The organism is Phyllobacterium sp. 22552, assembly GCF_052044585.1.
Classification (GTDB): domain Bacteria; phylum Pseudomonadota; class Alphaproteobacteria; order Rhizobiales; family Rhizobiaceae; genus Phyllobacterium; species Phyllobacterium ifriqiyense.
Genome location: NZ_JBQENG010000001.1, coordinates 258,934 through 281,417, shown reverse-complemented (window position 1 = coordinate 281,417; position 22,484 = coordinate 258,934). Strand labels below are relative to the sequence as shown.

At 51.7% G+C, this 22,484-nt stretch carries 24 protein-coding genes; 15 read left to right on the top strand and 9 right to left on the bottom strand.

Features of this window, described 5'->3' with window-relative positions; genetic code table 11:
* Positions 1-79: 79 nt before the first annotated feature.
* Positions 80-985 (top strand): HNH endonuclease, encoded by a 906-nt coding sequence (locus tag ACTJI9_RS01450; RefSeq protein WP_440805567.1) that lies wholly within the window; start codon positions 80-82, stop codon positions 983-985.
* A gap of 116 nt (positions 986-1,101) precedes the next feature.
* Complete coding sequence (gene uvrB / locus ACTJI9_RS01445) at positions 1,102-3,918, top strand: excinuclease ABC subunit UvrB (protein ID WP_115053228.1); 2,817 nt, start codon at positions 1,102-1,104, stop codon at positions 3,916-3,918.
* A gap of 7 nt (positions 3,919-3,925) precedes the next feature.
* Here uvrB and ACTJI9_RS01440 read toward each other — a convergent pair whose 3' ends face one another.
* A complete protein-coding gene (locus tag ACTJI9_RS01440) occupies positions 3,926-4,510 on the bottom strand; it encodes a TetR/AcrR family transcriptional regulator (protein ID WP_440805564.1) in 585 nt (194 codons plus the stop codon).
* Between the two features lie 119 nt (positions 4,511-4,629).
* Here ACTJI9_RS01440 and ACTJI9_RS01435 point away from each other — a divergent pair, with 119 nt between their 5' ends.
* Positions 4,630-5,934 (top strand): MFS transporter, encoded by a 1,305-nt coding sequence (locus tag ACTJI9_RS01435; protein WP_440805562.1) that lies wholly within the window; start codon positions 4,630-4,632, stop codon positions 5,932-5,934.
* 9 nt (positions 5,935-5,943) lie between these two features.
* On the opposite strand, the gene ACTJI9_RS01430 is transcribed toward ACTJI9_RS01435, so the two are convergent.
* Positions 5,944-6,528, bottom strand: a complete 585-nt coding sequence (locus ACTJI9_RS01430) for a TetR/AcrR family transcriptional regulator (RefSeq protein ID WP_440805558.1) — start codon at positions 6,526-6,528, stop codon at positions 5,944-5,946.
* Positions 6,529-6,684: 156 nt separating this feature from the next.
* Between ACTJI9_RS01430 and ACTJI9_RS01425 the strand changes: the two genes are divergently transcribed.
* Together ACTJI9_RS01425 and ACTJI9_RS01420 are read left to right on the top strand one after the other, a co-directional pair.
* Positions 6,685-7,713, top strand: coding sequence for an NAD(P)-dependent oxidoreductase (locus tag ACTJI9_RS01425; protein ID WP_440805556.1), 1,029 nt, complete (start codon positions 6,685-6,687; stop codon positions 7,711-7,713).
* Between the two features lie 102 nt (positions 7,714-7,815).
* Complete coding sequence (locus ACTJI9_RS01420; RefSeq protein WP_440805555.1) at positions 7,816-9,333, top strand: helicase HerA domain-containing protein; 1,518 nt, start codon at positions 7,816-7,818, stop codon at positions 9,331-9,333.
* On the opposite strand, the gene ACTJI9_RS01415 is transcribed toward ACTJI9_RS01420, so the two are convergent.
* A complete protein-coding gene (locus ACTJI9_RS01415) occupies positions 9,334-10,035 on the bottom strand; it encodes an HAD family hydrolase (RefSeq protein ID WP_115052427.1) in 702 nt (233 codons plus the stop codon).
* Between the two features lie 128 nt (positions 10,036-10,163).
* Here ACTJI9_RS01415 and ACTJI9_RS01410 point away from each other — a divergent pair, with 128 nt between their 5' ends.
* The 3 genes from ACTJI9_RS01410 (at position 10,164) to ACTJI9_RS01400 (ending at position 12,495) form a co-directional block, all read left to right on the top strand.
* Positions 10,164-11,033 carry a transglycosylase SLT domain-containing protein gene (locus ACTJI9_RS01410; RefSeq protein WP_440805550.1) on the top strand — a complete coding sequence of 290 codons (870 nt, stop codon included), beginning with the start codon at positions 10,164-10,166 and terminating at the stop codon, positions 11,031-11,033.
* Between the two features lie 447 nt (positions 11,034-11,480).
* Positions 11,481-11,696, top strand: a complete 216-nt coding sequence (locus tag ACTJI9_RS01405) for a cold-shock protein (RefSeq protein WP_008124224.1) — start codon at positions 11,481-11,483, stop codon at positions 11,694-11,696.
* Positions 11,697-12,069: 373 nt separating this feature from the next.
* Positions 12,070-12,495 carry a BA14K family protein gene (locus ACTJI9_RS01400; protein ID WP_115052425.1) on the top strand — a complete coding sequence of 142 codons (426 nt, stop codon included), beginning with the start codon at positions 12,070-12,072 and terminating at the stop codon, positions 12,493-12,495.
* A gap of 40 nt (positions 12,496-12,535) precedes the next feature.
* Here the strand turns inward: ACTJI9_RS01400 and ACTJI9_RS01395 are convergent, their stop codons facing one another.
* The 3 genes from ACTJI9_RS01395 to ACTJI9_RS01385 all read right to left on the bottom strand — a co-directional run bounded on the left by ACTJI9_RS01395 (position 12,536) and on the right by ACTJI9_RS01385 (position 14,636).
* Positions 12,536-13,180 carry an MBL fold metallo-hydrolase gene (locus ACTJI9_RS01395; protein WP_440805547.1) on the bottom strand — a complete coding sequence of 215 codons (645 nt, stop codon included), beginning with the start codon at positions 13,178-13,180 and terminating at the stop codon, positions 12,536-12,538.
* A gap of 116 nt (positions 13,181-13,296) precedes the next feature.
* Positions 13,297-13,608, bottom strand: coding sequence for a hypothetical protein (locus ACTJI9_RS01390; protein ID WP_115052423.1), 312 nt, complete (start codon positions 13,606-13,608; stop codon positions 13,297-13,299).
* Between the two features lie 137 nt (positions 13,609-13,745).
* Complete coding sequence (locus ACTJI9_RS01385) at positions 13,746-14,636, bottom strand: branched-chain amino acid aminotransferase (RefSeq protein ID WP_336439711.1); 891 nt, start codon at positions 14,634-14,636, stop codon at positions 13,746-13,748.
* Between the two features lie 245 nt (positions 14,637-14,881).
* On the opposite strand from ACTJI9_RS01385, the gene ACTJI9_RS01380 reads away from it, so the two are divergent.
* The 3 genes from ACTJI9_RS01380 (at position 14,882) to ACTJI9_RS01370 (ending at position 17,598) form a co-directional block, all read left to right on the top strand.
* Positions 14,882-15,385 carry a MarR family winged helix-turn-helix transcriptional regulator gene (locus ACTJI9_RS01380; protein ID WP_440805543.1) on the top strand — a complete coding sequence of 168 codons (504 nt, stop codon included), beginning with the start codon at positions 14,882-14,884 and terminating at the stop codon, positions 15,383-15,385.
* 31 nt (positions 15,386-15,416) lie between these two features.
* A complete protein-coding gene (locus tag ACTJI9_RS01375) occupies positions 15,417-16,145 on the top strand; it encodes a response regulator (protein ID WP_115052420.1) in 729 nt (242 codons plus the stop codon).
* Between the two features lie 157 nt (positions 16,146-16,302).
* The gene (locus ACTJI9_RS01370; RefSeq protein ID WP_370878832.1) at positions 16,303-17,598 is read left to right on the top strand and encodes a sensor histidine kinase; all 1,296 of its coding nucleotides are present in this window, start codon (positions 16,303-16,305) and stop codon (positions 17,596-17,598) included.
* A 14-nt stretch (positions 17,599-17,612) separates the two neighbouring features.
* Here the strand turns inward: ACTJI9_RS01370 and ACTJI9_RS01365 are convergent, their stop codons facing one another.
* On the bottom strand, positions 17,613-17,948 hold the full coding sequence (locus tag ACTJI9_RS01365; RefSeq protein ID WP_115052419.1) for a tRNA-binding protein: 336 nt from the start codon (positions 17,946-17,948) through the stop codon (positions 17,613-17,615).
* A 38-nt stretch (positions 17,949-17,986) separates the two neighbouring features.
* Positions 17,987-18,487 (bottom strand): YbjN domain-containing protein, encoded by a 501-nt coding sequence (locus ACTJI9_RS01360; protein WP_115052418.1) that lies wholly within the window; start codon positions 18,485-18,487, stop codon positions 17,987-17,989.
* A gap of 549 nt (positions 18,488-19,036) precedes the next feature.
* Between ACTJI9_RS01360 and ACTJI9_RS01355 the strand changes: the two genes are divergently transcribed.
* Positions 19,037-19,210, top strand: coding sequence for a hypothetical protein (locus ACTJI9_RS01355; RefSeq protein WP_162802460.1), 174 nt, complete (start codon positions 19,037-19,039; stop codon positions 19,208-19,210).
* Between the two features lie 17 nt (positions 19,211-19,227).
* On the opposite strand, the gene ACTJI9_RS01350 is transcribed toward ACTJI9_RS01355, so the two are convergent.
* Positions 19,228-19,524, bottom strand: a complete 297-nt coding sequence (locus tag ACTJI9_RS01350; RefSeq protein ID WP_115053225.1) for an accessory factor UbiK family protein — start codon at positions 19,522-19,524, stop codon at positions 19,228-19,230.
* Positions 19,525-19,693: 169 nt separating this feature from the next.
* Between ACTJI9_RS01350 and lgt the strand changes: the two genes are divergently transcribed.
* The 3 genes from lgt to pgeF all read left to right on the top strand — a co-directional run bounded on the left by lgt (position 19,694) and on the right by pgeF (position 22,483).
* The gene (gene lgt, locus ACTJI9_RS01345; RefSeq protein WP_307279546.1) at positions 19,694-20,545 is read left to right on the top strand and encodes a prolipoprotein diacylglyceryl transferase; all 852 of its coding nucleotides are present in this window, start codon (positions 19,694-19,696) and stop codon (positions 20,543-20,545) included.
* Positions 20,542-21,624, top strand: coding sequence for a class I SAM-dependent methyltransferase (locus ACTJI9_RS01340; RefSeq protein WP_336439709.1), 1,083 nt, complete (start codon positions 20,542-20,544; stop codon positions 21,622-21,624). The genes lgt and ACTJI9_RS01340 overlap by 4 nt, the downstream gene beginning before the upstream one ends.
* A gap of 67 nt (positions 21,625-21,691) precedes the next feature.
* A complete protein-coding gene (gene pgeF, locus ACTJI9_RS01335) occupies positions 21,692-22,483 on the top strand; it encodes a peptidoglycan editing factor PgeF (RefSeq protein ID WP_440805536.1) in 792 nt (263 codons plus the stop codon).
* Position 22,484 lies beyond the last annotated feature (1 nt).

Sequence of the window (22,484 nt, the reverse complement as noted above, 5' to 3'; positions counted from 1 at the left end):
TTGCAAGTAAGTTTCGCTTGTCGCGTGACACCATAAGTTTGGAACATATCAATGTTTCAACAGGTTATTTTCAAATCGCATGCCCGCAATATTCCAGATCAGATCAAACCAAGAGTCCATAACTTCAATTCACGAATTTTTTTACTTTGAGAAGAAGTACTTACCTATAGTAGAGCTAGTTCTGAATGACTGGATAATTTACTATTCGCCAGCCAAGCGAGCTGGTGAATTTGGCAATAGAACGACAGGATATTTCGCAACTGCCCGTATCGTCTCCGTGGAATTCTCCGTCGGCAAGGATGGGTATTGCGCTGCCAAATTGGTTGATTTTTGCGAATTCCCAAGCGTTCCCTTTAGCGTCACATCGCCAGACGCTCTCACCAAGTTTTACTTTGAGCAAAATATGCAGCAATCAGATGGCAGTTTGAACAAACATGCCAGTCAACAGCGCGTACGTCTTCTGTCCGTTGAAGAGTACAACAGAATTATGGAATCGGCTTTCAATGAGCACATGAACCAAAAGAAGGCAGAAGTCCCCACCGCCCCCCACTCTGGCTTCGCAGAAGATCCATCTGAACCTTTGTTGCGAAGCCGTTTCATAACCTCACGTGCGCTGCGTGACCGCACATTCAGCAAAGCTGTGGGGGAAGCCTACGGATGGAGATGCGCAATGACGGGAATTCATCTGCGTGCAGCGGATGGCGGTCACGAAGTCGAATGCGCCCATATCAAGCCAGTTAAAGATTCTGGGCCGGACGCGGTTAGCAATGGAATACCATTACTACGGACCTTTCACTGGCTTTTCGACAAAGGCTTTATCTCGGTTGAATCCGACTACCGAATTGTGAAGTCATCGCGATATTATCACCCGAAGATAGACAATTTGATCAATGAATCCGGCAGAATCATGCTGCCGAAAGACGTGCTCGTACGTCCGCATCCCGATTTTCTTCGCTACCATCGCGAGCATGTATTCAAACCGTAAAGTAGCGCTCTATCCTGACATGCTACTGACAGCCTTATGTCAGTAGCATGTTCCAATATATCGCTTTTGAGGGCGTGCCTCTTTCCATTTGTATAGACTCTCACCATATTAAGCCTATGGCAAAATCCCCTGACAAATATAAGCTCGACGGTTTCGGCGAAGCGCCCCAACCTGAACTGGAAGGCACCCCGCTGACTGGCTCAATTGGTGACTGGGCTGCCCAAATCACCGAGGAAACCAAAAAATCACAACCTAAAGCTGCCAAGGTCAAAAAGACGTCAGGCGACAAATCAAACGCGAGCAGGACATCTCGCGGAACCTCCATTGGCGGATCATCCGATCCTAAAATCCGCGCAGCAGCAGGTCTTAATCCGGTTGCCGGGCTTGATATTAATCTGGAGGACGCATCCAGCATTGCACCGGGCGGTGCCACCGCGACCGTTGCCGCGCTTTCTGCTCTGATCGAAAGCGGTAATCCGCTGTTTAAGAACGGCACGGCATGGCAGCCGCATCGACCGGCTAGACCAGACAAATCTGAAGGTGGCATATCCATTCAGATGGAAACTGAATTCGTGCCGTCTGGTGATCAGCCAACGGCGATACGCGACCTGGTGGCTGGCATTAGCGATAATGATAAAACCCAGGTTCTTCTCGGTGTTACTGGCTCGGGTAAAACTTTCACCATGGCGAAGGTGATTGAAGAAACCCAACGCCCTGCCCTTATTCTAGCGCCGAATAAAACCTTGGCAGCTCAACTTTACGGTGAGTTCAAGTCCTTCTTTCCCAACAATGCGGTCGAGTATTTCGTTTCATACTACGACTACTATCAGCCGGAAGCCTATGTGCCGCGTTCCGACACCTATATTGAGAAAGAATCGTCGATCAACGAACAGATTGATCGTATGCGCCATTCGGCAACCCGGTCGCTTCTCGAGCGCGATGATGTGATTATCGTCGCCTCGGTCTCGTGCATCTATGGTATCGGTTCAGTTGAAACCTATACTGCAATGACCTTCGAAATGAAGATCGGTGACCGATTGGATCAGCGTGCGTTGCTCGCTGATCTGGTTGCACAGCAATATAAGCGGCGCGACATGGATTTCACCCGCGGTTCGTTCCGCGTACGCGGCGACACGATTGAGCTTTTTCCGGCCCACTTGGAAGACCGTGCTTGGCGTATTTCGATGTTCGGCGATGAAATTGAAACGATAACAGAGTTCGATCCACTCACCGGCCAGAAAACCGGCGATCTGCGTTCCGTTAAGATTTACGCCAATTCGCATTATGTTACACCGCGTCCAACGCTCAATCAGGCGATAAAATCGATCAAGGAAGAACTAAAACACCGCCTGGTGGAATTGAATGCTGCCGGACGGCTGCTTGAAGCCCAACGTCTGGAGCAACGTTGTACCTTCGACATCGAGATGCTTGAGGCAACAGGATCCTGTGCGGGCATTGAAAACTATTCCCGTTACTTGACTGGCCGCCAGCCGGGTGAACCACCGCCCACGCTTTTCGAGTATATTCCTGACAATGCGTTGGTTTTCATCGACGAAAGCCATGTCACGGTTCCGCAGATTGGCGCGATGTATAAGGGCGACTTCCGCCGTAAAGCGACCTTGGCCGAGTATGGTTTCCGCTTGCCCTCCTGCATGGACAATCGCCCATTGCGGTTTGAGGAGTGGGATGCGATGCGTCCGCAAACCGTTGCTGTTTCGGCGACGCCGAGCAAATGGGAAATGGAAGAATCTGGCGGTGTGTTTGCCGAACAGGTTATCCGCCCGACCGGCCTTATTGACCCTCCGGTGGAAGTACGTCCAGCCAAATCACAGGTGGATGATGTACTGGGAGAAATCCGCGAAACCTCTGCCAAAGGCTATCGTACCCTCGTAACGGTTCTCACCAAGCGCATGGCAGAGGACCTGACCGAATATTTGCATGAACAGGGGATACGCGTCCGCTACATGCACTCTGATATTGATACGTTGGAGCGTATTGAGATTTTGCGGGATTTGCGCCTTGGTGCATTTGACGTATTGGTTGGCATCAACCTGCTTCGCGAAGGTCTCGATATTCCGGAATGCGGGTTCGTTGCCATTCTTGATGCGGACAAGGAAGGGTTTCTGCGTTCGGAGACTTCATTGATTCAGACGATCGGTCGCGCTGCACGTAATGTCGACGGCAAAGTCGTGCTTTATGCCGATAATATCACCGGCTCCATGGAGCGGGCGATGGCGGAAACCAATCGTCGCCGCGAAAAGCAGGAAGCATATAATACGGAACACGGCATAACGCCTGCCAGTATCAAGAAGAATATCGGCGATATTCTCAATAGCGTCTATGAACGCGATCACGTCCGCGCTGACATCTCCGGTTTTGCCGAAGAGGGTGCAATGATGGGCAATAATCTCAAGGCCCATCTTGAACATCTCATGAAACAAATGCGGGATGCGGCGGACGATCTGGACTTTGAAGTGGCTGCCCGACTGCGCGACGAAATTAAGCGCTTGCGGGAAATGGAGCTTGCCATTTCGGACGATCCAATGGCTCGAGAAGTGGAGATGGAAAGTCCTGTCACTGGCCGCACCAAGGGCAGACATAATGCCGGTCGCTCGGTGCATCGCGTGGTCACCGATGAAAGCGAGGCGAACACTGCGCTCTTTCGCAAACCGCACCTCGACGAAATGGGTGGTGATACAACTCGCCCTCTTGGACCTGGAGTTTTCCGTAAAAATTCACTGGATGAAATGACCGTCGGGCGCACCGAAAAGCCTGTCATCGGTAATGTTCCGGAGAAACCCGCTTTCACGGGCACGAACCGGAATGACCAGACGATCATTCGCCGCGAACGTACCGGAGCGGGTTCATATGAGGACTCTAGCGATGCGCGTAAAAAGCGTCGCCCCGGAAAAACAGGTCGGCCAGGTCGATAAGGACGACCTATCGGTCGTCGCTTTCCGGTCCAAAAATCACACTGCCTGCGCTTAATATTTCATCGGCAAAAGCCGGATCATTAACGGCGCGGGCCAAGACGACGGCACCAACCAAACCGGCCATGGTGGCAATAGCCTTTTCCCGCTTGTCCTTGTCAGTCTTACCCGCAGTTACGCTTGCAAGGATTTCGAGCAATTTCTTGGTGCCATCAGTGAAATTCGTCTGAACATCACCACCGTGCCGCGCAATATCCGGCGCTAACATCGCCATGGTGCAGCTATTGGCAAGTCCACCCGAATGATATTTTGCTAGATATGATGATACAATCGCAGCTAGCGCATCCTCAGGTTCTCGCTGTTCAGTCAAGGCGGACCATTTTTCCGCAGATCGCTTCATCGCCTCATCGCAGGAAACTGCGATCAGGTCATCCTTTGATGCAAAATGGCCATAGAACCCCCCATGGGTCAGCCCGGCACTTTTCATTAAATCAGCTACCCCAATTCCATCAAAGCCTTTCTGACGGAACTGCTGGCTTGCAACTTCTATGATACGGGCGCGGTTTTCCGCTGCCTGATCTTTACTGACACGCATGCTGCGGTCCCCTTCAAAACAACTATTGACAAAATATATGATGATCGTCATGAATAGTCAAACATGATGCCCATCATTTAAGCGGCAGCAATCAGCAGCCCATTGTTGAAAGACCTGACATGATCTCCAATCCGCTCGCAGCCGCCCTGGCGAAGCGTAACTTCCACTACGGCTGGGTGGTTGTTGCCGTTACTTTTTTGACAATGCTCGTAACGGCGGCCGCTGTCGGCGCTCCCGGCGTACTGATTGTCCCGCTCGAAAAAGAGTTCGGTTGGGAGACAAAGGAAATTGCAACAGCATTTTCAATCCGGCTCCTGCTGTTCGGCCTGATGGGTCCGTTTGCAGCGGCGTTCATGAACTATTTTGGTGTCAGGAAGGTCGTTTGCGTCGCGCTAATCCTTATCACTGGCGGTCTCTTTGCATCGCTTGCAATGACGGAAATCTGGCAACTCATCCTGTTGTGGGGCGTAGTCGTTGGTTTCGGTACAGGTCTTACCGCAATGGTACTGGGCGCAACGGTTGCAGCTCGGTGGTTCACTGAGCGCAGAGGACTTGCCCTTGGTATGCTGACGGCGAGCTCCGCTACGGGCCAGCTAGCTTTCATGCCGCTTATGGCTTCTCTTAGCGAAAATTATGGTTGGCGAACTGCCATTATGCTGATCTGTGGCTTGTTGATTGTTGCAGTTCTTGCGGTCTTTTTCCTCATGCGTGATCGACCTGCGGATGTTGGTCTGCCCGCCTATGGCGACAAAGAGGTTGTCCCCACGCCTCCGGTCACGGGAGGGCTTATCACCCTTATCACCATGCCGTTGATCGCCCTGAAGGACGCCTCAAGTAGCAGCACCTTTTGGGTTCTATTTGCGACCTTCTTCGTCTGCGGGGCGAGTACCAATGGTCTTGTCGGAACACATTTCGTTGCCATGTGCGGTGATTTCGGCATGGTACCGATAATGGCAGCCAGCGTTCTGGCAATGATGGGCTTCTTTGATTTTTTCGGTACAATCGGCTCCGGCTGGCTTTCCGATCGCGTAGACAATCGTTGGTTGCTTTTCTGGTATTATGGCCTGCGTGGTCTTTCGCTCCTGTACCTACCTTACTCGAACTTTTCATTCTATGGCCTGTCACTTTTTGCCATGTTCTATGGGCTGGACTGGATTGCGACAGTGCCCCCGACAGTCAAACTGGCAACTGATCGCTTTGGCCGCGAAAAGGCGGGGCTGATCTTTGGCTGGGTTTTTGCGGGCCACCAATTGGGCGCCGCTTCCGCGGCCTATGGTGGCGGGTTCGTTCGCACCGAATACCAGACCTATATGCCCGCATTTTTCGTAGCAGGCATATTGTGTTTGATCGCCGCTCTGTTGGTGTTAACTCTTAGCAAGCACGGCAAGCCAAATCCTGTTCTGGAGACTGTTCCTGTTAATTAACGGGCAAGTCTATTTGGATAACCAAGTGACGATGAGCGACTGCAGCACCGCAGCAGCCGCTTTTTCTTCAAGCTTATCGCGGATCATTTCGCGTGAAATTGCTTCTGCCGCGCCAACGATTCCAACACAGCGCAAGCGAAGATCGTCTGCAGTGATTTTTGTATATGGCGCGAGTATGGAATAATAGAGATCGACGTAGCTGTCGATTAGGCCGCATTGGATTTCATCCATAACCTCGTCGCCTCTAAGAGCCGCAGAAATGGATGACCATTCTGCTCCAATGGCCTGATAGCATGCCATATAAGCATCGCTCACGACACGGGCGACATCTTCCAACCGCTTGGGCGCTTCTGCAATCGCAGCGGCAAGCTGGTCGATTTGCTGCTGATCAAGTCGCTCGAACAAAGCAATGAGCAATCCACTACGCGTCCCGAAGTGCTCGTAGGCAATCGGCTTGCTCACACCTGCCTTTTTAGCAACGTGGCCAAGGGTCAAGGCATCAGTACCTTCGTCTCGAACGATATCGAGAGCAATCGATAAAAGCTGATCGCGGCGTTGCGCCTTTGGCATCTTCTTGGCAGCGGCTAGTCCCATTTCACATTCAACCCTGATTTAACAAACGGCAATATTGGTCCTTAGGCATCTTGCAATATTACTAATAGTAACTTACTAATAGTAACATGCGTTATCGGGAAAGAAAATTCCAGCCAACGTTTAACCATTGTCCAGTTTAAAGCAGGAGTCGAGGCCATGCCGCTATCCATCACCGATCCCGTATTAATCATCGGCGGATCAGGAGTTGTCGGTGCAAAAGCAGCGCAAATACTACGCAAACTATATCCGGATCTGCCCATTGCCATCGGTGGTCGTAACCTGGCCAAAGCGCAACGCGTCGCTGACGGGATCGGTCACGCGCAAGCTGTCAAAATTCACTTGGAACGCGATGATCTGGGCCAGATCGATGGTGCCAAATACAGCGCAATTGCAGTCTTCGTAAAAGACGCGACGCTCAATAGCATGAAATATGCTCAGGCGCATGGTTTACCCTACCTCAGTGTGTCGAGCGGAGTTTTCGAAGTAGGACCTGAAATGGCACTCGCTATCAGTAAGCCGAACGCAGCTCCAATATTAATGGCGAGCAATTGGCTTGCGGGTGCTGCAACATTTCCGACTTTGCAGGCCGTACGTAAGTTTAAAACTATTGACAACATCTCAATCACAGTCGTGCTTGACGAAGAAGACATGGGCGGACCAGCCGCTCTTGCGGACTACCAACGGCTTACAGAATCGGCACCCAATCCACTCCTCCTAGTGGATGGACACTGGCAATGGATAAATGATGACGATGCCAAGCGGCAATTTGTGGATATTGACGGCACAATATTAGAATCCACGGCCTATTCGCCGCTGGATGTCCTCAGCCTATCGGCAGCTACAAATGCCAAATCCATCCGTGTTGGCCTTGTCTATGGCACTTCGGCCAGCCGCAGACGCGGAGAAGCTTTTTCAACTGAGATCGCTATCGAGATCACTGGTGAATTGGTTACCGGCGAGCGTGCTGCGATTCGGCTTGATATTGTGCACCCGGAGGGACAGGCTCCTCTCACTGCGCTGCACGTGGCGCTTAGCGTTGAACGTCTTCTTGGGCTGCATGGCGGCAAACCCGTAAAAGCCGGACTCTATCTGCCGGACTCTCTGATAGATGCTGATTATATCGTTGATCGGATGAAAGAATTCGGCGCAATTTTTCAGGAGAACGTCAAACCAGCTGTGGGTTAAATCTGCAAAATACGAGAACGCTCAAGCATCCGGCGTGAAGGAGTGCTAGACAAGCCGCGCGCGAAATTTCGCGCGCGGAATCATATCAAGACTGGAGAAGCGATGAAGGTCGATATCGACATGGGAGCAGCGCCAGCAGGCGCAAAGGCCATGCTCGACCTTGAAGAGCTTTTGGCAACACGCTTGCTTGTTCAGGGCAATTCGGGTTCTGGAAAGTCTCATCTCCTGCGCCGCCTTCTTGAACAGAGCGCGCAATGGGTTCAGCAATGCGTCATTGACCCAGAAGGCGATTTTGTCACGCTGGCGGACAAATATGGTCATGTCGTTGTTGATGGAGCTCGTACGGAGAACGAGCTGACACGGATCGCCGCCCGCATCCGGCAGCACCGCGTATCGGTGGTTCTGGATCTTGAGGGTCTGGATGTAGAACAGCAAATGAGATGCGCCGCAGCCTTTCTTGGCGGGCTATTCGATGCAGAGCGAGACTATTGGTATCCAATGCTGGTCGTCGTGGACGAGGCCCAGCTATTTGCACCAGCCGTAGCTGGTGAAGTTTCGGACGAAGCTCGTAAACTTTCGTTGGGCGCGATGACCAATCTCATGTGCCGTGGACGCAAACGCGGCCTAGCCGGAGTGATCGCAACCCAGCGACTGGCGAAGCTTGCAAAGAACGTAGCTGCAGAAGCATCCAATTTTCTAATGGGGCGCACATTTCTCGATATTGATATGGCGCGGGCAGCAGATTTGTTGGGTATGGAACGTCGCCAGGCAGAGCAGTTTCGTGATCTGGCTCGGGGTCATTTCGTGGCGCTAGGGCCTGCTTTATCACGCCGACCGCTTCCGGTTACCATTGGAGCCGTCGAGACATCAGCGCGCTCTTCCAGCCCCAAGCTTACCCCTCTTCCCCAACCGGGTGACGATGCCCGTGATCTTATATTCATACCAGCTCCGGAGGAGCGTCGCGCTGTGGTGCGCAAGACGCACACGCCACCTGCCCCCACCCCCACAGCCGATATCCTCAACCAGCTGACCCAGGCCAAGGCTATGGCGCAGGCAGAGTCGCCCGCGCCAACCTTGTTTCCTGAAATCGACGAGGCCGAACGCAACAGTCTTATCGAGGCGGTCATGCATGAAATGCTCAATGATCCCGACGCGTCCTTCCGCACCGACGCCGTATTGTACCAAGATTTTCTTGTCCGCTGCCGCATTCGCCGCGTTCCGGGAGATCAGCTCTCACTCCCCGCATTTCGGCGCAAATTGGCTGTCGCACGCGCTGGAATTGATGGAGAGACCGCTCAAAGCGAGCCCTGGCAGCAGGCACTGGAACTTTCAAAGAGCCTGCCAGACGATGTTCAAGGCGTTTTCTTCATTGTGGCCCAAGCGGCCGTCACCACGAGTCCATGCCCTTCTGATGCAACGATAGCGCGAGCCTATGGTACGCACTCGGCCCGCCGCGCGCGACGGCTGCTAACCTATTTTGAGGAACAGGGCTTGGTCGTTGTACGTACTGATTTTACGGGTAACCGCGTGGTGGCGTTCCCGGATTTAGGCTGCGAGACAGCGGCGGGCGATCCCAACGGACCGGACGAACAGACCCAAGAACAATACGCGGCCGAATAATCAGCCTATCTCCTCAAGGAGAGTAGTGAGCTGGCCTAGATGTTCTATCTGGCGAAATCGCGGATTCTCGATCGGGGCTTCAACATGCTCCAGTACCCAAGTAAGTTCGTGGGGCACGAATATGCCCCACGCTCCAGCTTCAATCGCGGGAACGATGTCGGATTTTAGTGAATTGCCGATCATCAAACCCCGCTCGGCACCGTTGCCATGCCGGCTGAACACACGCTCATATGTACCGGTGTCCTTGTTACTGACGATTTCAATTGCATCAAAGAAATCTCCCAGTCCGGATTGAGCCAGCTTGCGCTCCTGATCGAATAGATCCCCTTTCGTGACCAACACCAGCTTGTAGCGCCCAGTCAGTTGCTCAAGTGTTTCCGCCACATGGGGTAAAGTTTGAACCGGATGACGCAGCATTTCACGCCCGGCATCAAGGATTTCGGCGATAATTGTTGCGGGCACCTTTCCCTCAGTTACCTCTACGGCTGTTTCGACCAATGAAAGTGTAAAGCCCTTGATCCCAAATCCATAGGACTCCAGATTGCGTTTCTCGACCTCAAGCAGCCTCTGAGGTAGATCGGCGATATCAGCATAGGGCGCCAGGAGATTTGCAAAATGCTTTTCTGACGAACGAAAAAACTGCTCATTCTCCCAGAGCGTATCGTCTGCATCAAAACCAATCGTTGTAACGGAGAGCGGCATAACATTTCTCTTCAATCTGGATGGCTACACTGGCCATCCGGTAGCAACGGAATCGTAAACCAGTACCTTTTATCAGAAATATAAGCGTGCTTAATGCTCAATATCGTTCTCCAGGTTGAAAGGCCATTGTGACCCGTTACAGATTGATTGCCGTACTTGTGGCAGGCGGTGTTTTAGCCGCCTTTGATGCATTTGCTGCGGACAATCCGTCTGTTTCAATTCCGGCTGCACCGTTACCACCCAGCGTTACCCAGATTTGCGCAGCCATAGCGACGAATGCGGATGGTCATGGTGTTCCTCGGGACTTTTTTGCCAGACTGATCTGGAAAGAGAGCCGGTTTGACGTGTCCGCAACAAGCCCAGTCGGAGCGCAAGGGATCGCACAGTTCATGCCCGGAACCGCAAAAGAGCGCGGCCTCGCCGACCCTTATGATTTTTTGCAGGCGCTTCCGGCTTCAGCTAAACTATTGAAAGACCTACGAAAAGCATTTGGAAACTGGGGTTTGGCTGCCGCTGCCTATAATGCAGGCCCCACAAGAGTTTCCCGTTGGATATCCAGTGGAGGCTTCCTCCCCCTGGAAACCGAAGAATATGTGCTCGATATAACCGGAATTTCGGCAGACGATTTTTCAACCGGTGCCGAAATCAAGAAGCTTCCGCTCAACAGCAAACTCAATTTTGACGCTGCTTGCAGACAGCTGCCAATCGTACGGTTTGCGACAGTCTCGATGGCGCAGATCAAGCCAAAGCCTTGGGGTATCCAGATCGCCGGAAATTTCAGGCAATCTGCGGCCATACGTCAGATGCAGCGATTAAAGCGAAACTTTCCCGCTATTCTCGACAAGCATGAACCGATCATCAGCCGCAAACGTTCAGCTATGGGCAGGCGCGGAATTTACGCGGTCCGCATCGGTGCCGATAGCCGCGGGGAAGCCAATCAAATCTGCGCACAACTGCAAAGTGCTGGTGGCGCCTGCATCGTTACGCGTAATCGTTGACGCCGAAGCAATTTTATTGGCTAGCCGTTAGCCGAAAATGCGGAGCACCGCGAGATACTCTCTATAAGCAAAACTTGCTCTAGCTCGCCATGTAACAGGCATAGGTTTGCAACATACATATAACGACGTAATTTCTACATGCCTTGCTCAGAGCGGCAACGCATTTCTACCTATTCACTCAAGTGGTAGAAAAACTTTTGCTTGCCAAAAAACACTTATTCTAGCAGTCTCAAAGCGTTCGGGCATCTATGAACACTGGAAGACTGGAAGAACGGCGCGCCGGAACCGCAAGAATACCGGGTCGGGAGTAATCCCGGCAATGATCGGCTCCTTTCCTGAATTCGAGAATTGCCTGCATGACCTCCGTCGGAAGTAAGTACAGAAGACGGCACTACCAATCCCGCAAACCCGGAGGGGAACGCGGTAATTTAGAAAAAGGAACTGAGCATGGCACAGACCGGTACGGTCAAATTCTTCAACAGCGAAAAAGGTTTTGGCTTTATCAAGCCGGATGACGGAGCAGCGGATATTTTCGTTCACATCTCTGCAGTACAGGCATCCGGGCTTACAGATCTTGCAGACAATCAGAAAGTTTCGTTCGATACAGAGCCAGATCGCCGTGGTAAGGGCCCAAAAGCAGTGAATATCTCGATTACAGAGTAAATTCTGTAACCGCACTGCCATTTTAGCCCGCCAAACGGGGCGGGCCTGAGCGATCTATGCTTGAATAACATTTGTTGAAATCCCCTTTTCGCACGGGGATTTCAATCTATTTGACCAAGAATTTGAAACCAACTCGTCAGATTGGTTTCAAGTATCTTTATCGCGCCTTGGAATTGCTGAAATCATGTGTCCTGTTCCCCCCTCCGGAACAATGTTTGACTGGATCAGCAAGGAACAAACTGCCTTGGTCGCCGTTCAGCCTGCATTCATTCTGAGATGGTTAAAACAACATTACGGTTGGCGGTCCAGGTGATCGCGACCCAAAATAATCAAGCGGCGTAGAAAATCGCCAAGATGCTTCAAGGAGGCACAGATGAATAAGGGTATGAAAATTGCCATTCTTGCAACTGCTGTAGCTGCGACCGTCATCGCACCACTGTCGTCAGCGTCAGCTGATCATCGCTGGCGTCATTATGATCGTGGTTATCGTCATCATCACCGCGGCGGTGACGCTCTGGCTGCCGGGGCTATTGGGCTTGCAGCCGGTGCGCTGATTGGTGGTGCACTTGCGCAACCGCGCGAACCGGAAGTGATTTATCGTGACTATGACGACCGTCCCACATACAGGGCTCCGGTTCGAGTGTACCGCCAGGTCGAAGCACCGCGCTATTATGGATCGGCTCAGCCTTGGACTCGCGCTTGGTATCGCTATTGCACGGATCGTTATCGGTCTTTCAATCCGGAAACAGGAACATTCCGCGGCTATGACGGACGTGACTATTTCTGTAACGCAAACTAAATTTTGAACTAAAACCGCCGGTCATTCCGGCGGTTTTCATTTAGTCGTTCAAAAACGGGTTGGTACGACGCTCTTCCCCAAATCTTCCACCCGGACCGTGACCGCAGATAAACCCGATATCATCCCCCAGCGGCAGAAGTTTTGTCGTGATTGAATTGATTAACACAGCGTGATCGCCGCCAGGCAGATCAGTCCGTCCAACGGAACCGTTAAAAAGCACATCTCCAACGTGAGCGAACTTGGCTTTCTTATTGTAATATACAACGTGACCAGGAGCATGTCCCGGACAATGCAGGACTTCAAACAAATGATCACCAAACGACACTGTGTCTCCGTCGCTTAGCCAGCGATCCGGTGTGCAATTGCGCACATTCCCCGAGATTCCGTATTGAAGCGCCTTTTCTTCCAAGCTTTCCAATAAAAAACGGTCGGCCTCATGCGGTCCAACAATATCAACAGCCAGTGCTTCTTTCATATCCATGGCACCAGCGGCATGATCAATATGACCATGGGTCAGCCAGATTGCCTCGATTATGATCCCATTTGACTGAATGGCGTGAAGCACCTGATCATTGTCCCCACCCGGGTCAATAAGCACACCCCGCTTGTCATCGCTGTCGAAAAGAATGGTGCAGTTTTGTTGAAAGGCCGTGACGGGAATAATACCGGCCTGCAATTGTCCCATAATATCTAAATCCTATGTCATTCACTGATCAAACCGCAAAGAACCTAATGTAACAGCATACCAAATGAAAAGGGCGGTCTAAGCGACCGCCCCAACAAATCTTCATCTAGCAATGATCAGGTCTTGGCCATTGAGTTCTTTATGGCTCCCACAATTGCGGTCAAGATGATACCGCCAATACCACCGCCTGCAATTTGGCCGACAATAGCACCAATATCGAGCCCGGAAGATGCAACCGCATCCGCAACGACTGCTGCGCCACCTGCACCCAGATATTGGGTTAGATAACCGCCAATCAATCCGCCAACACCGCCTGCGACAGTATTACCGGTTGTACCAAGGCTGAGATTTTTAAGAAGACCGCCGACAATATTGCCGCCGACACCACCAGAGATAAGCTGGATAACGATAGGAAGAAGCGCTTCCATAATGGACACCCCGTCAACGTTTCAACGTCAGACTCATGCCTGACATACATCATGATGACTAAGTTTTAAGCAATGTCAAACAGCCTGATACCACAATCGATTTGTATCAGGCTTGTAATGTTGACCGAAAATTGCGGTTATTCTGCTGCGACTTTCTTGGGCGTTACTTCTGCAGCGTAGTCATTCATCAAGTTAATGGCGATTTCGCCTACCGTGAATTTGTATGAACCAATCTCAGATACGGGCGTAACTTCAGCAGCAGTTCCTGTCAGGAAACATTGCTCAAAGTCTGCCATCTCTTCGGGCATGATTACCCGCTCGATAACTTCATAACCTCTGCGCTTGGCAAGATCGATAACCGTACGCCGCGTAATCCCGTCCAGGAAACAGTCAGGTTTTGGCGTATGAATTACGCCGTTCTTCACGAAGAACACATTGGCCCCCGTCGCCTCAGCCACCTGCCCGCGCCAATCCAGCATCAATGCATCTGCATAGCCTTTTGCTTCAGCCGCATGCTTTGAGATCGTGCAGATCATGTAAAGACCGGCAGCCTTTGATTTAGAAGGCGCGGTCTTGGGATCTGGACGGCGGTATTCAGCCATATCGAGCCTGATACCTTTCAGCTTTTGCGCTGGATCAAAGTAGCTCGGCCATTGCCAGATCGCGATCGCAACATTGATCTTGTTCGCTTGCGCCGAAACGCCCATGGACTCGCTTCCGCGCCATGCAATCGGACGCACATAAGCATCTTGAAAACCCTGCTTCGCCAAAAGCTTCCGGCAGGCATCGTTAAGCTCGTCAACAGAATAGGGAATCGTAAAGCCAAGAATTCGCGCGGATTCGTGCAACCGTTCCGTATGTTCGTTCAGCTTGAAAATTTCGCCACCATAGGCACGCTCACCTTCAAACACAGAGCTTGCATAGTGGAGGCCATGTGTAAGTACATGGACCTTTGCATCTGCCCAGCGAACAAATTCGCCATTCATCCAGATGTAACCTTCAAGCTGATCGAATGGAACGGATGCCATGTTTTCCTCCAGGCCTTATCCTGATGTTTTACGGGGATTTGCCTTCCGCCAACTGGTCCCGCTTCCCAATTGGTGTACCATTGCCCTTCAGCACCAATAGGCGTTTCATTACGGAAAGTTTCCAGAAACACGTATTGGCTTTTCGATTCATTCAAAATGCAGCCAACAGCTTGCCAAAAATTATCAGCAGTCTAAAATTAAGTCAACAACGCTGACATAATCTTTTCCAAGACCGGGGACCTTGCATGAAATCTTATACACCAGATAGGCACATTGAGACAGCCCTGACCGAGCAGCACGCCAAGGAACTCGATATTATCGAGCTGTTCTTCTTTGCCTATCGCGACTTTACCGCCGACCCGGATATGATACTGGAGAAGCTTACTTTCGGGCGGGCGCACCACCGTGTTCTCTATTTCGTCAATCGAAAGCCCGGCATGACCGTTGCAGAATTGCTGGAAGTTTTAAAGATCACCAAGCAAAGCTTGGCGCGCGTCCTCAAGCAATTGATCGACACCGGCCACATTGTGCAGATACAAGGGCCGCGCGATCGACGGCAGCGCGAACTCTACCCCACGCATCAGGGGCGTGCGCTTGCACTTGAATTGGCAGCACCGCAATCACGCCGCATTGCCAATGCATTGGAACAGCTCGATCCAAGCGACCGGGCGGTGATTGAGCATTTTCTCAAAGCCATGGTAAATCCCGCACAGTGGCAACAGATCGACAGCCTGCCGAAGTCAGGATAGATATAGGTTCCACTTGGTGAAGAGGGGATGCATGGTACAGGATACAGAAAAAACACCCGTTAGCAGCGATCTCACGCTGTCGGACGATGCCCCACATTTGCTGATCGTTGATGACGATACCAGAATTCGAAATCTACTGTCCCAATATCTGACAGGCAGCGGCTTTCGCATTACGGTAGCGGCCAATGCCGACGAGGCAAGACGAAAGCTTGCCGGCATAGATTATGATCTGCTCATCCTCGATGTTATGATGCCGGGCGAAAGCGGTATCGCTTTGACTCAGGCTCTGCGTCAGGAAAAAAACGTTCCGATTCTCATGCTTACCGCGCTCTCGGAAACAGACAGCCGCATTACCGGTCTCGAAGCGGGCGCAGACGATTATCTGCCCAAGCCATTCGATCCGCGTGAACTGATACTCCGCATCAACAATATTCTGCGGCGTGGCGCTCCCGCTACACAGGCGAAGATCGAGCAGATCGTATTTGGACCCTACACATTCGTCATAGCAAAACGCGAGCTGAAACGGTCAGGGGATTTGATTCGTCTCACCGATCGCGAACAGGACATCATGGCGATTTTCGCTGCCCGCGCGGGTGAAACTGTTCCACGTCACGAACTGACCGGACAGGAAGGAGACGTAGGTGAGCGGACAATCGACGTTCAGATAAATCGCCTGCGTCGCAAGATCGAGAACGATCCTGCAAATCCGGTTTGGTTGCAGACAGTACGAGGCGTTGGCTATAAGTTGAGTGTTGAATAACGAACACGCAAAGCAGGAAGCGCAAGCGGATATCGATGTAATGAGCCCCCCGGACGCCGCAGATCGCGCATTGGCCGTAAAGAAACGCCATTGGCGGCGCAAACGAAGCACATTGCTTGGTCCTTGGCGAAAGCTGACGCGTTGGCTGGCCCGCTGGATGCCCAAAAGGCTCTATGCCCGTTCGTTGATCATCATCATTGCGCCAATGGTGCTGTTACAATCGCTTATTGCGTTTGTGTTCATGGAACGCCATTGGCAGACAGTGACTCAGCGTCTTTCGACTGCCGTGGTGCGGGATATTTCCGGCATCATTGATCTGATGGACACGTTTCCCCAAGATTCGGGCTACGAGAACCTGATCCGCATTTCGCGCGAACGTTTAGCTCTTAACATATCCATATTGCCACCCGACCCGCTCCCCGCGCCCGGTCCCAAACCGTTCTATTCCATTCTCGACAATATTCTGAGTGAAGAAATCACCAAGCAGATTAATCGACCGTTCTGGATCGATACGATCGGGGATTCGGATTTGGTAGAAATTCGAATACAACTCGAGGACAAGGTTTTGCGCGTCTTTGCACGACGTAGTCAGGCTTATGCATCCAACACGTTGATCTTCCTGGTATGGATGGCTGGTTCAGCCCTTGTGTTGCTGGCTATTGCGATCCTGTTTCTGCGCAATCAGATTAAACCAATCCAGCAATTGGCCACTGCCGCAGACAGTTTCGGTAAAGGACGAGCACCGCCGCCAAACTTCAAGCCCCGCGGCGCCGAAGAAGTGAGGCGCGCTGGTGCGGCCTTTATTGTCATGCGTGAACGTATCGAAAGGCAAATTGAGCAGCGTACAACAATGCTCAGCGGCGTCAGTCATGACCTGCGAACCATTTTGACCCGCTTTAAGCTTCAACTGGCACTGGTGAGCAACAGGGTCGATACCGAAGCGATGGAACAAGACATAGACGACATGCAGTCAATGCTAGAAGGCTACCTTTCATTCGCACGGGGCGAGGCTGACGAAGAGACCGGCGTCTTCAATCTTGAGCGCCTATTCGCCAAACTCAAGGAAGAAGCGATACTGCTCAAACGGGGATTCACCTCTACCATTCGCGGACAACCGGAAATTCATGTCCGCCCCAACGCGTTTTCGCGATTGATCACCAATCTTGTTTCAAATTCCTTCCGCTATGCGCAGAATGTTTTTGTCGCAGCCGATCATCGCGATGGCTGGCTGATACTGACCATCGATGACGATGGGCCAGGTATCCCGAAAGAAATGCGTGATGAGGTCTTCAAACCATTCTTCAGGCTTGACCAGGCCCGCAACCAGGACGCAGGCGGCACTGGCCTGGGACTTGCAATCGCCTTGGATATCGCTCGTAGTCATGGCGGCGATATTACGCTTGAAGACAGCCCTAAGAACGGCTTACGTGCGATAGTCAAAGTTCCAGCCTGACGAGAACACGTTGCTTAAAACAATTTGCCGCCATTCGGAACCGTATGGCTCACGGTAGCTAGAACAACGTCACCGGCTTCATCGGGAAAACCAAGCGTCAATACCTCTGACATGAAGGGACCGATCTGGCGTGGCGGGAAATTGACCACAGCCATGACCTGCTTTCCCCTTAGCTCTTCCAATGTGTGTCGCTTGGTAATTTGGGCGGAGGATTTTTTGATACCGATCTCTGAACCAAAATCGATCCGTAATTTGAATGCGGGCTTACGCGCTTCGGGGAATATTTCCGCCTCTATAATAGTCCCGACGCGAATATCGACTTTCTCGAAATCATCAAAACTGATGGTCATGATTTCTCAACTCCACCGCCTAGCCCATTTCAGGAAAATCAGGCTGATCCAACGGTTTCGAACAAAATGCTGTCGAGCGATTCCCGCGCTGTTGAGCCGGACCAGACGACAAACTGGAAAGCCTGAAAATAGGTTTCGCATGCATCGAGCGCACTCGAAAGCAAAACTTCAACCTGTTTACTGGTAGGCTCGGCACCGCCGGAAAGAAGCAGGGACTGGCGATACATGACCGCACCCTCCTGCCTCCAGAGATCAAAATGTCCCATCAGCAATTGCTCATTGACCAATGAGAGAAGCCGCATCACTTCATTGATGCGAGGCTCGCTGATGGCGATATCGAAAGCACAGGCCAGATGCAGGGCTTCAAAGTCTTCCATCCAAGAAAAGGATATCTGGTAATCGGTCCAGCTACCTTCGACCGTAATCGCAATCTCATCTTCACCGGTGCGCTCAAATGCCCATTCGTTTGCATGGGCAACGTGCTCGATCACATCTACGGGATGTAAGTCACGCGCAATCTCTAGTTCCAGAAGGCTCATCGCCATTACCTGCTAAATCGAATCTCGTATAACGCTGCGGGAGATACAGCGCACCCAAACCAAGCACACCAAATGTTTTCTGCACGTCAACATAGACCCACGCTGAATGCGGTAACATTTTTTAAACTCACCGGCAGGCAGAACACACCAACCGGGTTGCGGCCATGAACTTACGGACCGCTGCATGAACACTGAAACGAATCATGCAGTAATTTCAGTGTATTGATGCTGAGTCACAGCGCCAGTCCCCTTTTGACCAATTGACGAGAATGGGTGTGGACAGAAGTTAGGAAAAAGATTCACTTGGTCGCTTTAACTGACTCTAAGGAAACAGTTTTCGGCGATTTCCACCTGTTGATAAATACTTAAGATTTATTTTGGGGATAGTGGTCCGCGGGAGAGAAAAACGGCCAAAGCGGGACTATCAGCGGACCCGAATGGATTAGGGCCTAAAAAACTTCGTCATATAGTCGATATCAAAACGTCTTAGCTTGTCATTTCCAACGCGGCTCTCGCGGGAGTCTGGAACGGTCAAACAGGAGAACGAGCATGTCCGATGCAACTGAACCAACAGTCAAAGCCGTACAAAAAAACGATGATGGCAACTGGTATTATGTCGTCACTAAAGACGGCGTAGAAGGACCGAAGGTCGGCCCTTATGGTACGGAAGAAGAGGCAATCGCCGACGGTGAAGAAAGCTTGGCCGAAGACGACATTGCCTAGATAATTTCAAAAAGGCACTAAGCCTTTTTGGCACGCGATGAGGTGGGCTTCGCCGATTCGTCCTTTTTGCCAACCAGCGCCTCCAAGGCCTCGATACGTGCTTGGAGGGCTGTATTCTCCGCCCGGGCCCTTATTGCCATTTCACGCACAGCTTCAAAATCTTCACGCTGGACAACGTCCATTGTATTGAGCAGACGCTCCGCCTGACCTCGAAATGCGGTTTCAACTTCGCGGCGCACGCCTTGGGCAGCACCGGCAGCATCTGTAACGAGCTTTGCCAGTTCATCGAGAACGCGATTTGATCCATTGGTCATTGCAGATACCTTTCTGGTTTCACCATTCAAATAATGACCACTTATAATGATTGCAAGCAAGTTAGCGCTAAGCCAGCCCGCACAAATGTTACCGCAGATGCGGCTTGACGCCTATCACGCCCTCGCGCATGGTCCCGCAAAATCGAGAAAACCGAGACGGAGTGTCCTTGTGAGCGAGCTACTTGTACCGACATTTGCTGCGATAGCTTTCCCCGAGATCGATCCGGTTATCTTTTCCATAGGTCCCATAGCGGTACACTGGTATGGACTTGGCTATGTGGTCGGTATTCTTTTTGCTTGGTGGTACGCCAAGAAACTCATCAGCAAGCCACGACTTTGGGCAAACAATACCCCGCCAATGAAGCCCATAGATCTCGACGATTTCGTCTTGTGGGCCGCACTGGGTGTAGTTCTGGGTGGCCGTATTGGCTACATTCTCTTCTACGATTTTGCCAAATACATCGCCAATCCTTTGGACATATTCAAGGTTTGGGAAGGCGGAATGTCATTTCATGGCGGCATGCTGGGCACGACACTCGCAATGGTACTTTTTGCCCGCTCGCGCAAAATCAATATATCCAGCATGCTTGATACTGTTGCCGCCGGTGTACCGGTCGGCCTTGGTCTCGTTCGCGTAGCAAACTTTATCAATAGTGAGTTGTGGGGCCGAGAGACAGATGTGCCGTGGGGAATGGTTTTTCCGACGGGAGGACCTGTAGTACGTCATCCAAGCCAGCTTTATGAAGCCGCACTTGAAGGTATCGTGCTGTTTGCGGTGCTTGCAGTACTGATCTTCTATGGCCGCAAACTAAAAAGCCCCCGTTTTATCTCGGGCACATTTGTGGCGCTCTATGGATTGTCTCGTATTTTTGTCGAGTTTTTCCGCGAGCCGGATGCTCAACTCGGCTATCTTTTTGGCGGCTGGTTGACGATGGGCATGGTGCTTTCAATCCCAATGGTCATTATTGGTCTGGCGTTTATCTTGTCCGCGCGCAACCCTGAGGTAAAAACGCAACGATGAGTTTAAAGCAGCGCATTATCCGGCAGATCGAGACAACGGGTCCGATCAGCGTGGCAGATTACATGGCTTTGTGCCTGTTCGATCGGGATAATGGCTACTACACAACACAAGAACCCTTCGGCAGAAGTGGCGATTTTATCACCGCCCCGGAAGTCAGCCAAATGTTCGGCGAACTCATTGGTGTCTGGTGCGTTGGAGCCTGGCAAGCACTAGGGTCTCCGCAACATTTCAGCCTTTGTGAAGTGGGGCCCGGCCGCGGGACCTTAATGAACGATCTTTTACGCACCGCCGGAAAAATTTCGCCCGCCTTTATGAAGGCGGCCAAGGTAATAATGGTTGAACTTAGCGAGCGGTTGACCAAAATTCAGCAAGAAGCGCTGGCGCAGCACACAGCAGACATCGAATGGCGTAAAACTATCGCCGAAATTCCGGCGAACCCGCTCATCCTTGTTGCCAATGAACTTTTCGACGCAATCCCATCAAGGCAATATGTGAAATCAAATGGTCGCTTTGTCGAAAGAATGGTTTCTGCCGACAGTGAGGGCAATCTGTTTTTTGCTGCAGGCTCTGGTTCTCTTGAAAAGGCCCTGTTGCCCGGCAGCAGCGATACTGCGGCAGATGGCAGTATTTTTGAAATCGCTCCCGCTCGCAACGCGCTCATGCATCAGATCGCCAACCATATTTGCCGCGAACGCGGAGCAGCATTGCTTGTTGATTATGGCCACCTGGAACAAGGTTATGGCGACACTTTGCAGGCATTGAGCCAGCACAGGCCGATCAATGCCCTTAGCACGCCGGGCGCAGCGGACATAACGACCCACGTCGACTTTCATAGTCTCGCGCAATCTGCCCGTGCTGAAGGGTGCAAATCCAGCGCAATGACACAAGGCGATTTTCTCATTGCCATGGGGTTGTTGGACCGCGCCGGTGCTTTAGGGCAAGGCAAATCTCCCGACGTTCAGGAGCAACTGCATATTGATGTTGAACGTCTAGCCGGACCCACCGAGATGGGAACTTTATTCAAGGTTCTGTGTATAACAGATCCTGCCACCCATACATTTCCTTTTCAGACAAAATGAAACGGAAGATTGACTTCGTCCGAGAGCTAAATCACCATCCGCAGCCTTTGGGAGAAACCACTCCACGATGAACACGTACGAAAAACCAGCACCACTGCGTTCTTCCCTGCTGGGCTCACCCGGGCAAAACCGAATCGATCATGGATTTTTCACCAGAAGAGGTGGCGTCTCTGATGGTATCTATCGCGGCCTGAACGTCGGTAGCGGCTCCAATGACAATCAAGTCAATGTCACGGAAAACCGACGGCGGGTTGCAGAAACGTTAGGCGTGCCACTTTCTAAACTTGTGACAGTGCATCAGGTGCATTCGCCGGACGTCATAACCGTGACGTCTCCCCTCACTGGAGACCGGCCCAAAGCCGACGCTATGGTAACGGCCACGCCCGGTATAGTGATAGGCGCATTGTCGGCCGACTGCGGTCCAATTCTTTTCGCCGACCCGGACGCTGGGGTCATCGGCGCGGCTCATGCCGGTTGGCGTGGCGCCATTGGTGGCGTGCTGGGCAACACGGTCGAGGCCATGATCGGGCTTGGTGCCAAACGTGATCGTATCCAAGCTGTTCTGGGACCTACCATTGGTCCCGACAATTACGAAGTGGGCCAGGAATTCTACGAGCAATTCGTCTTAACGAATTCGTCATTCAGTAAATTTTTCCGCGAATCAACCAATGAAAACCATAAGATGTTTGATCTTTGGGCATTCATAATCACACAGCTTGAGCAGGCAGGTGTAAATGCTTCAGCACTTGAACTGTGTACCTATGCTGATGAAGACCAGTTCTTTTCCTATCGCCGCACCACGCACCGCAACGAACCAGATTATGGCCGGCAGATATCGGCCATTACAATTACGGAGTAGC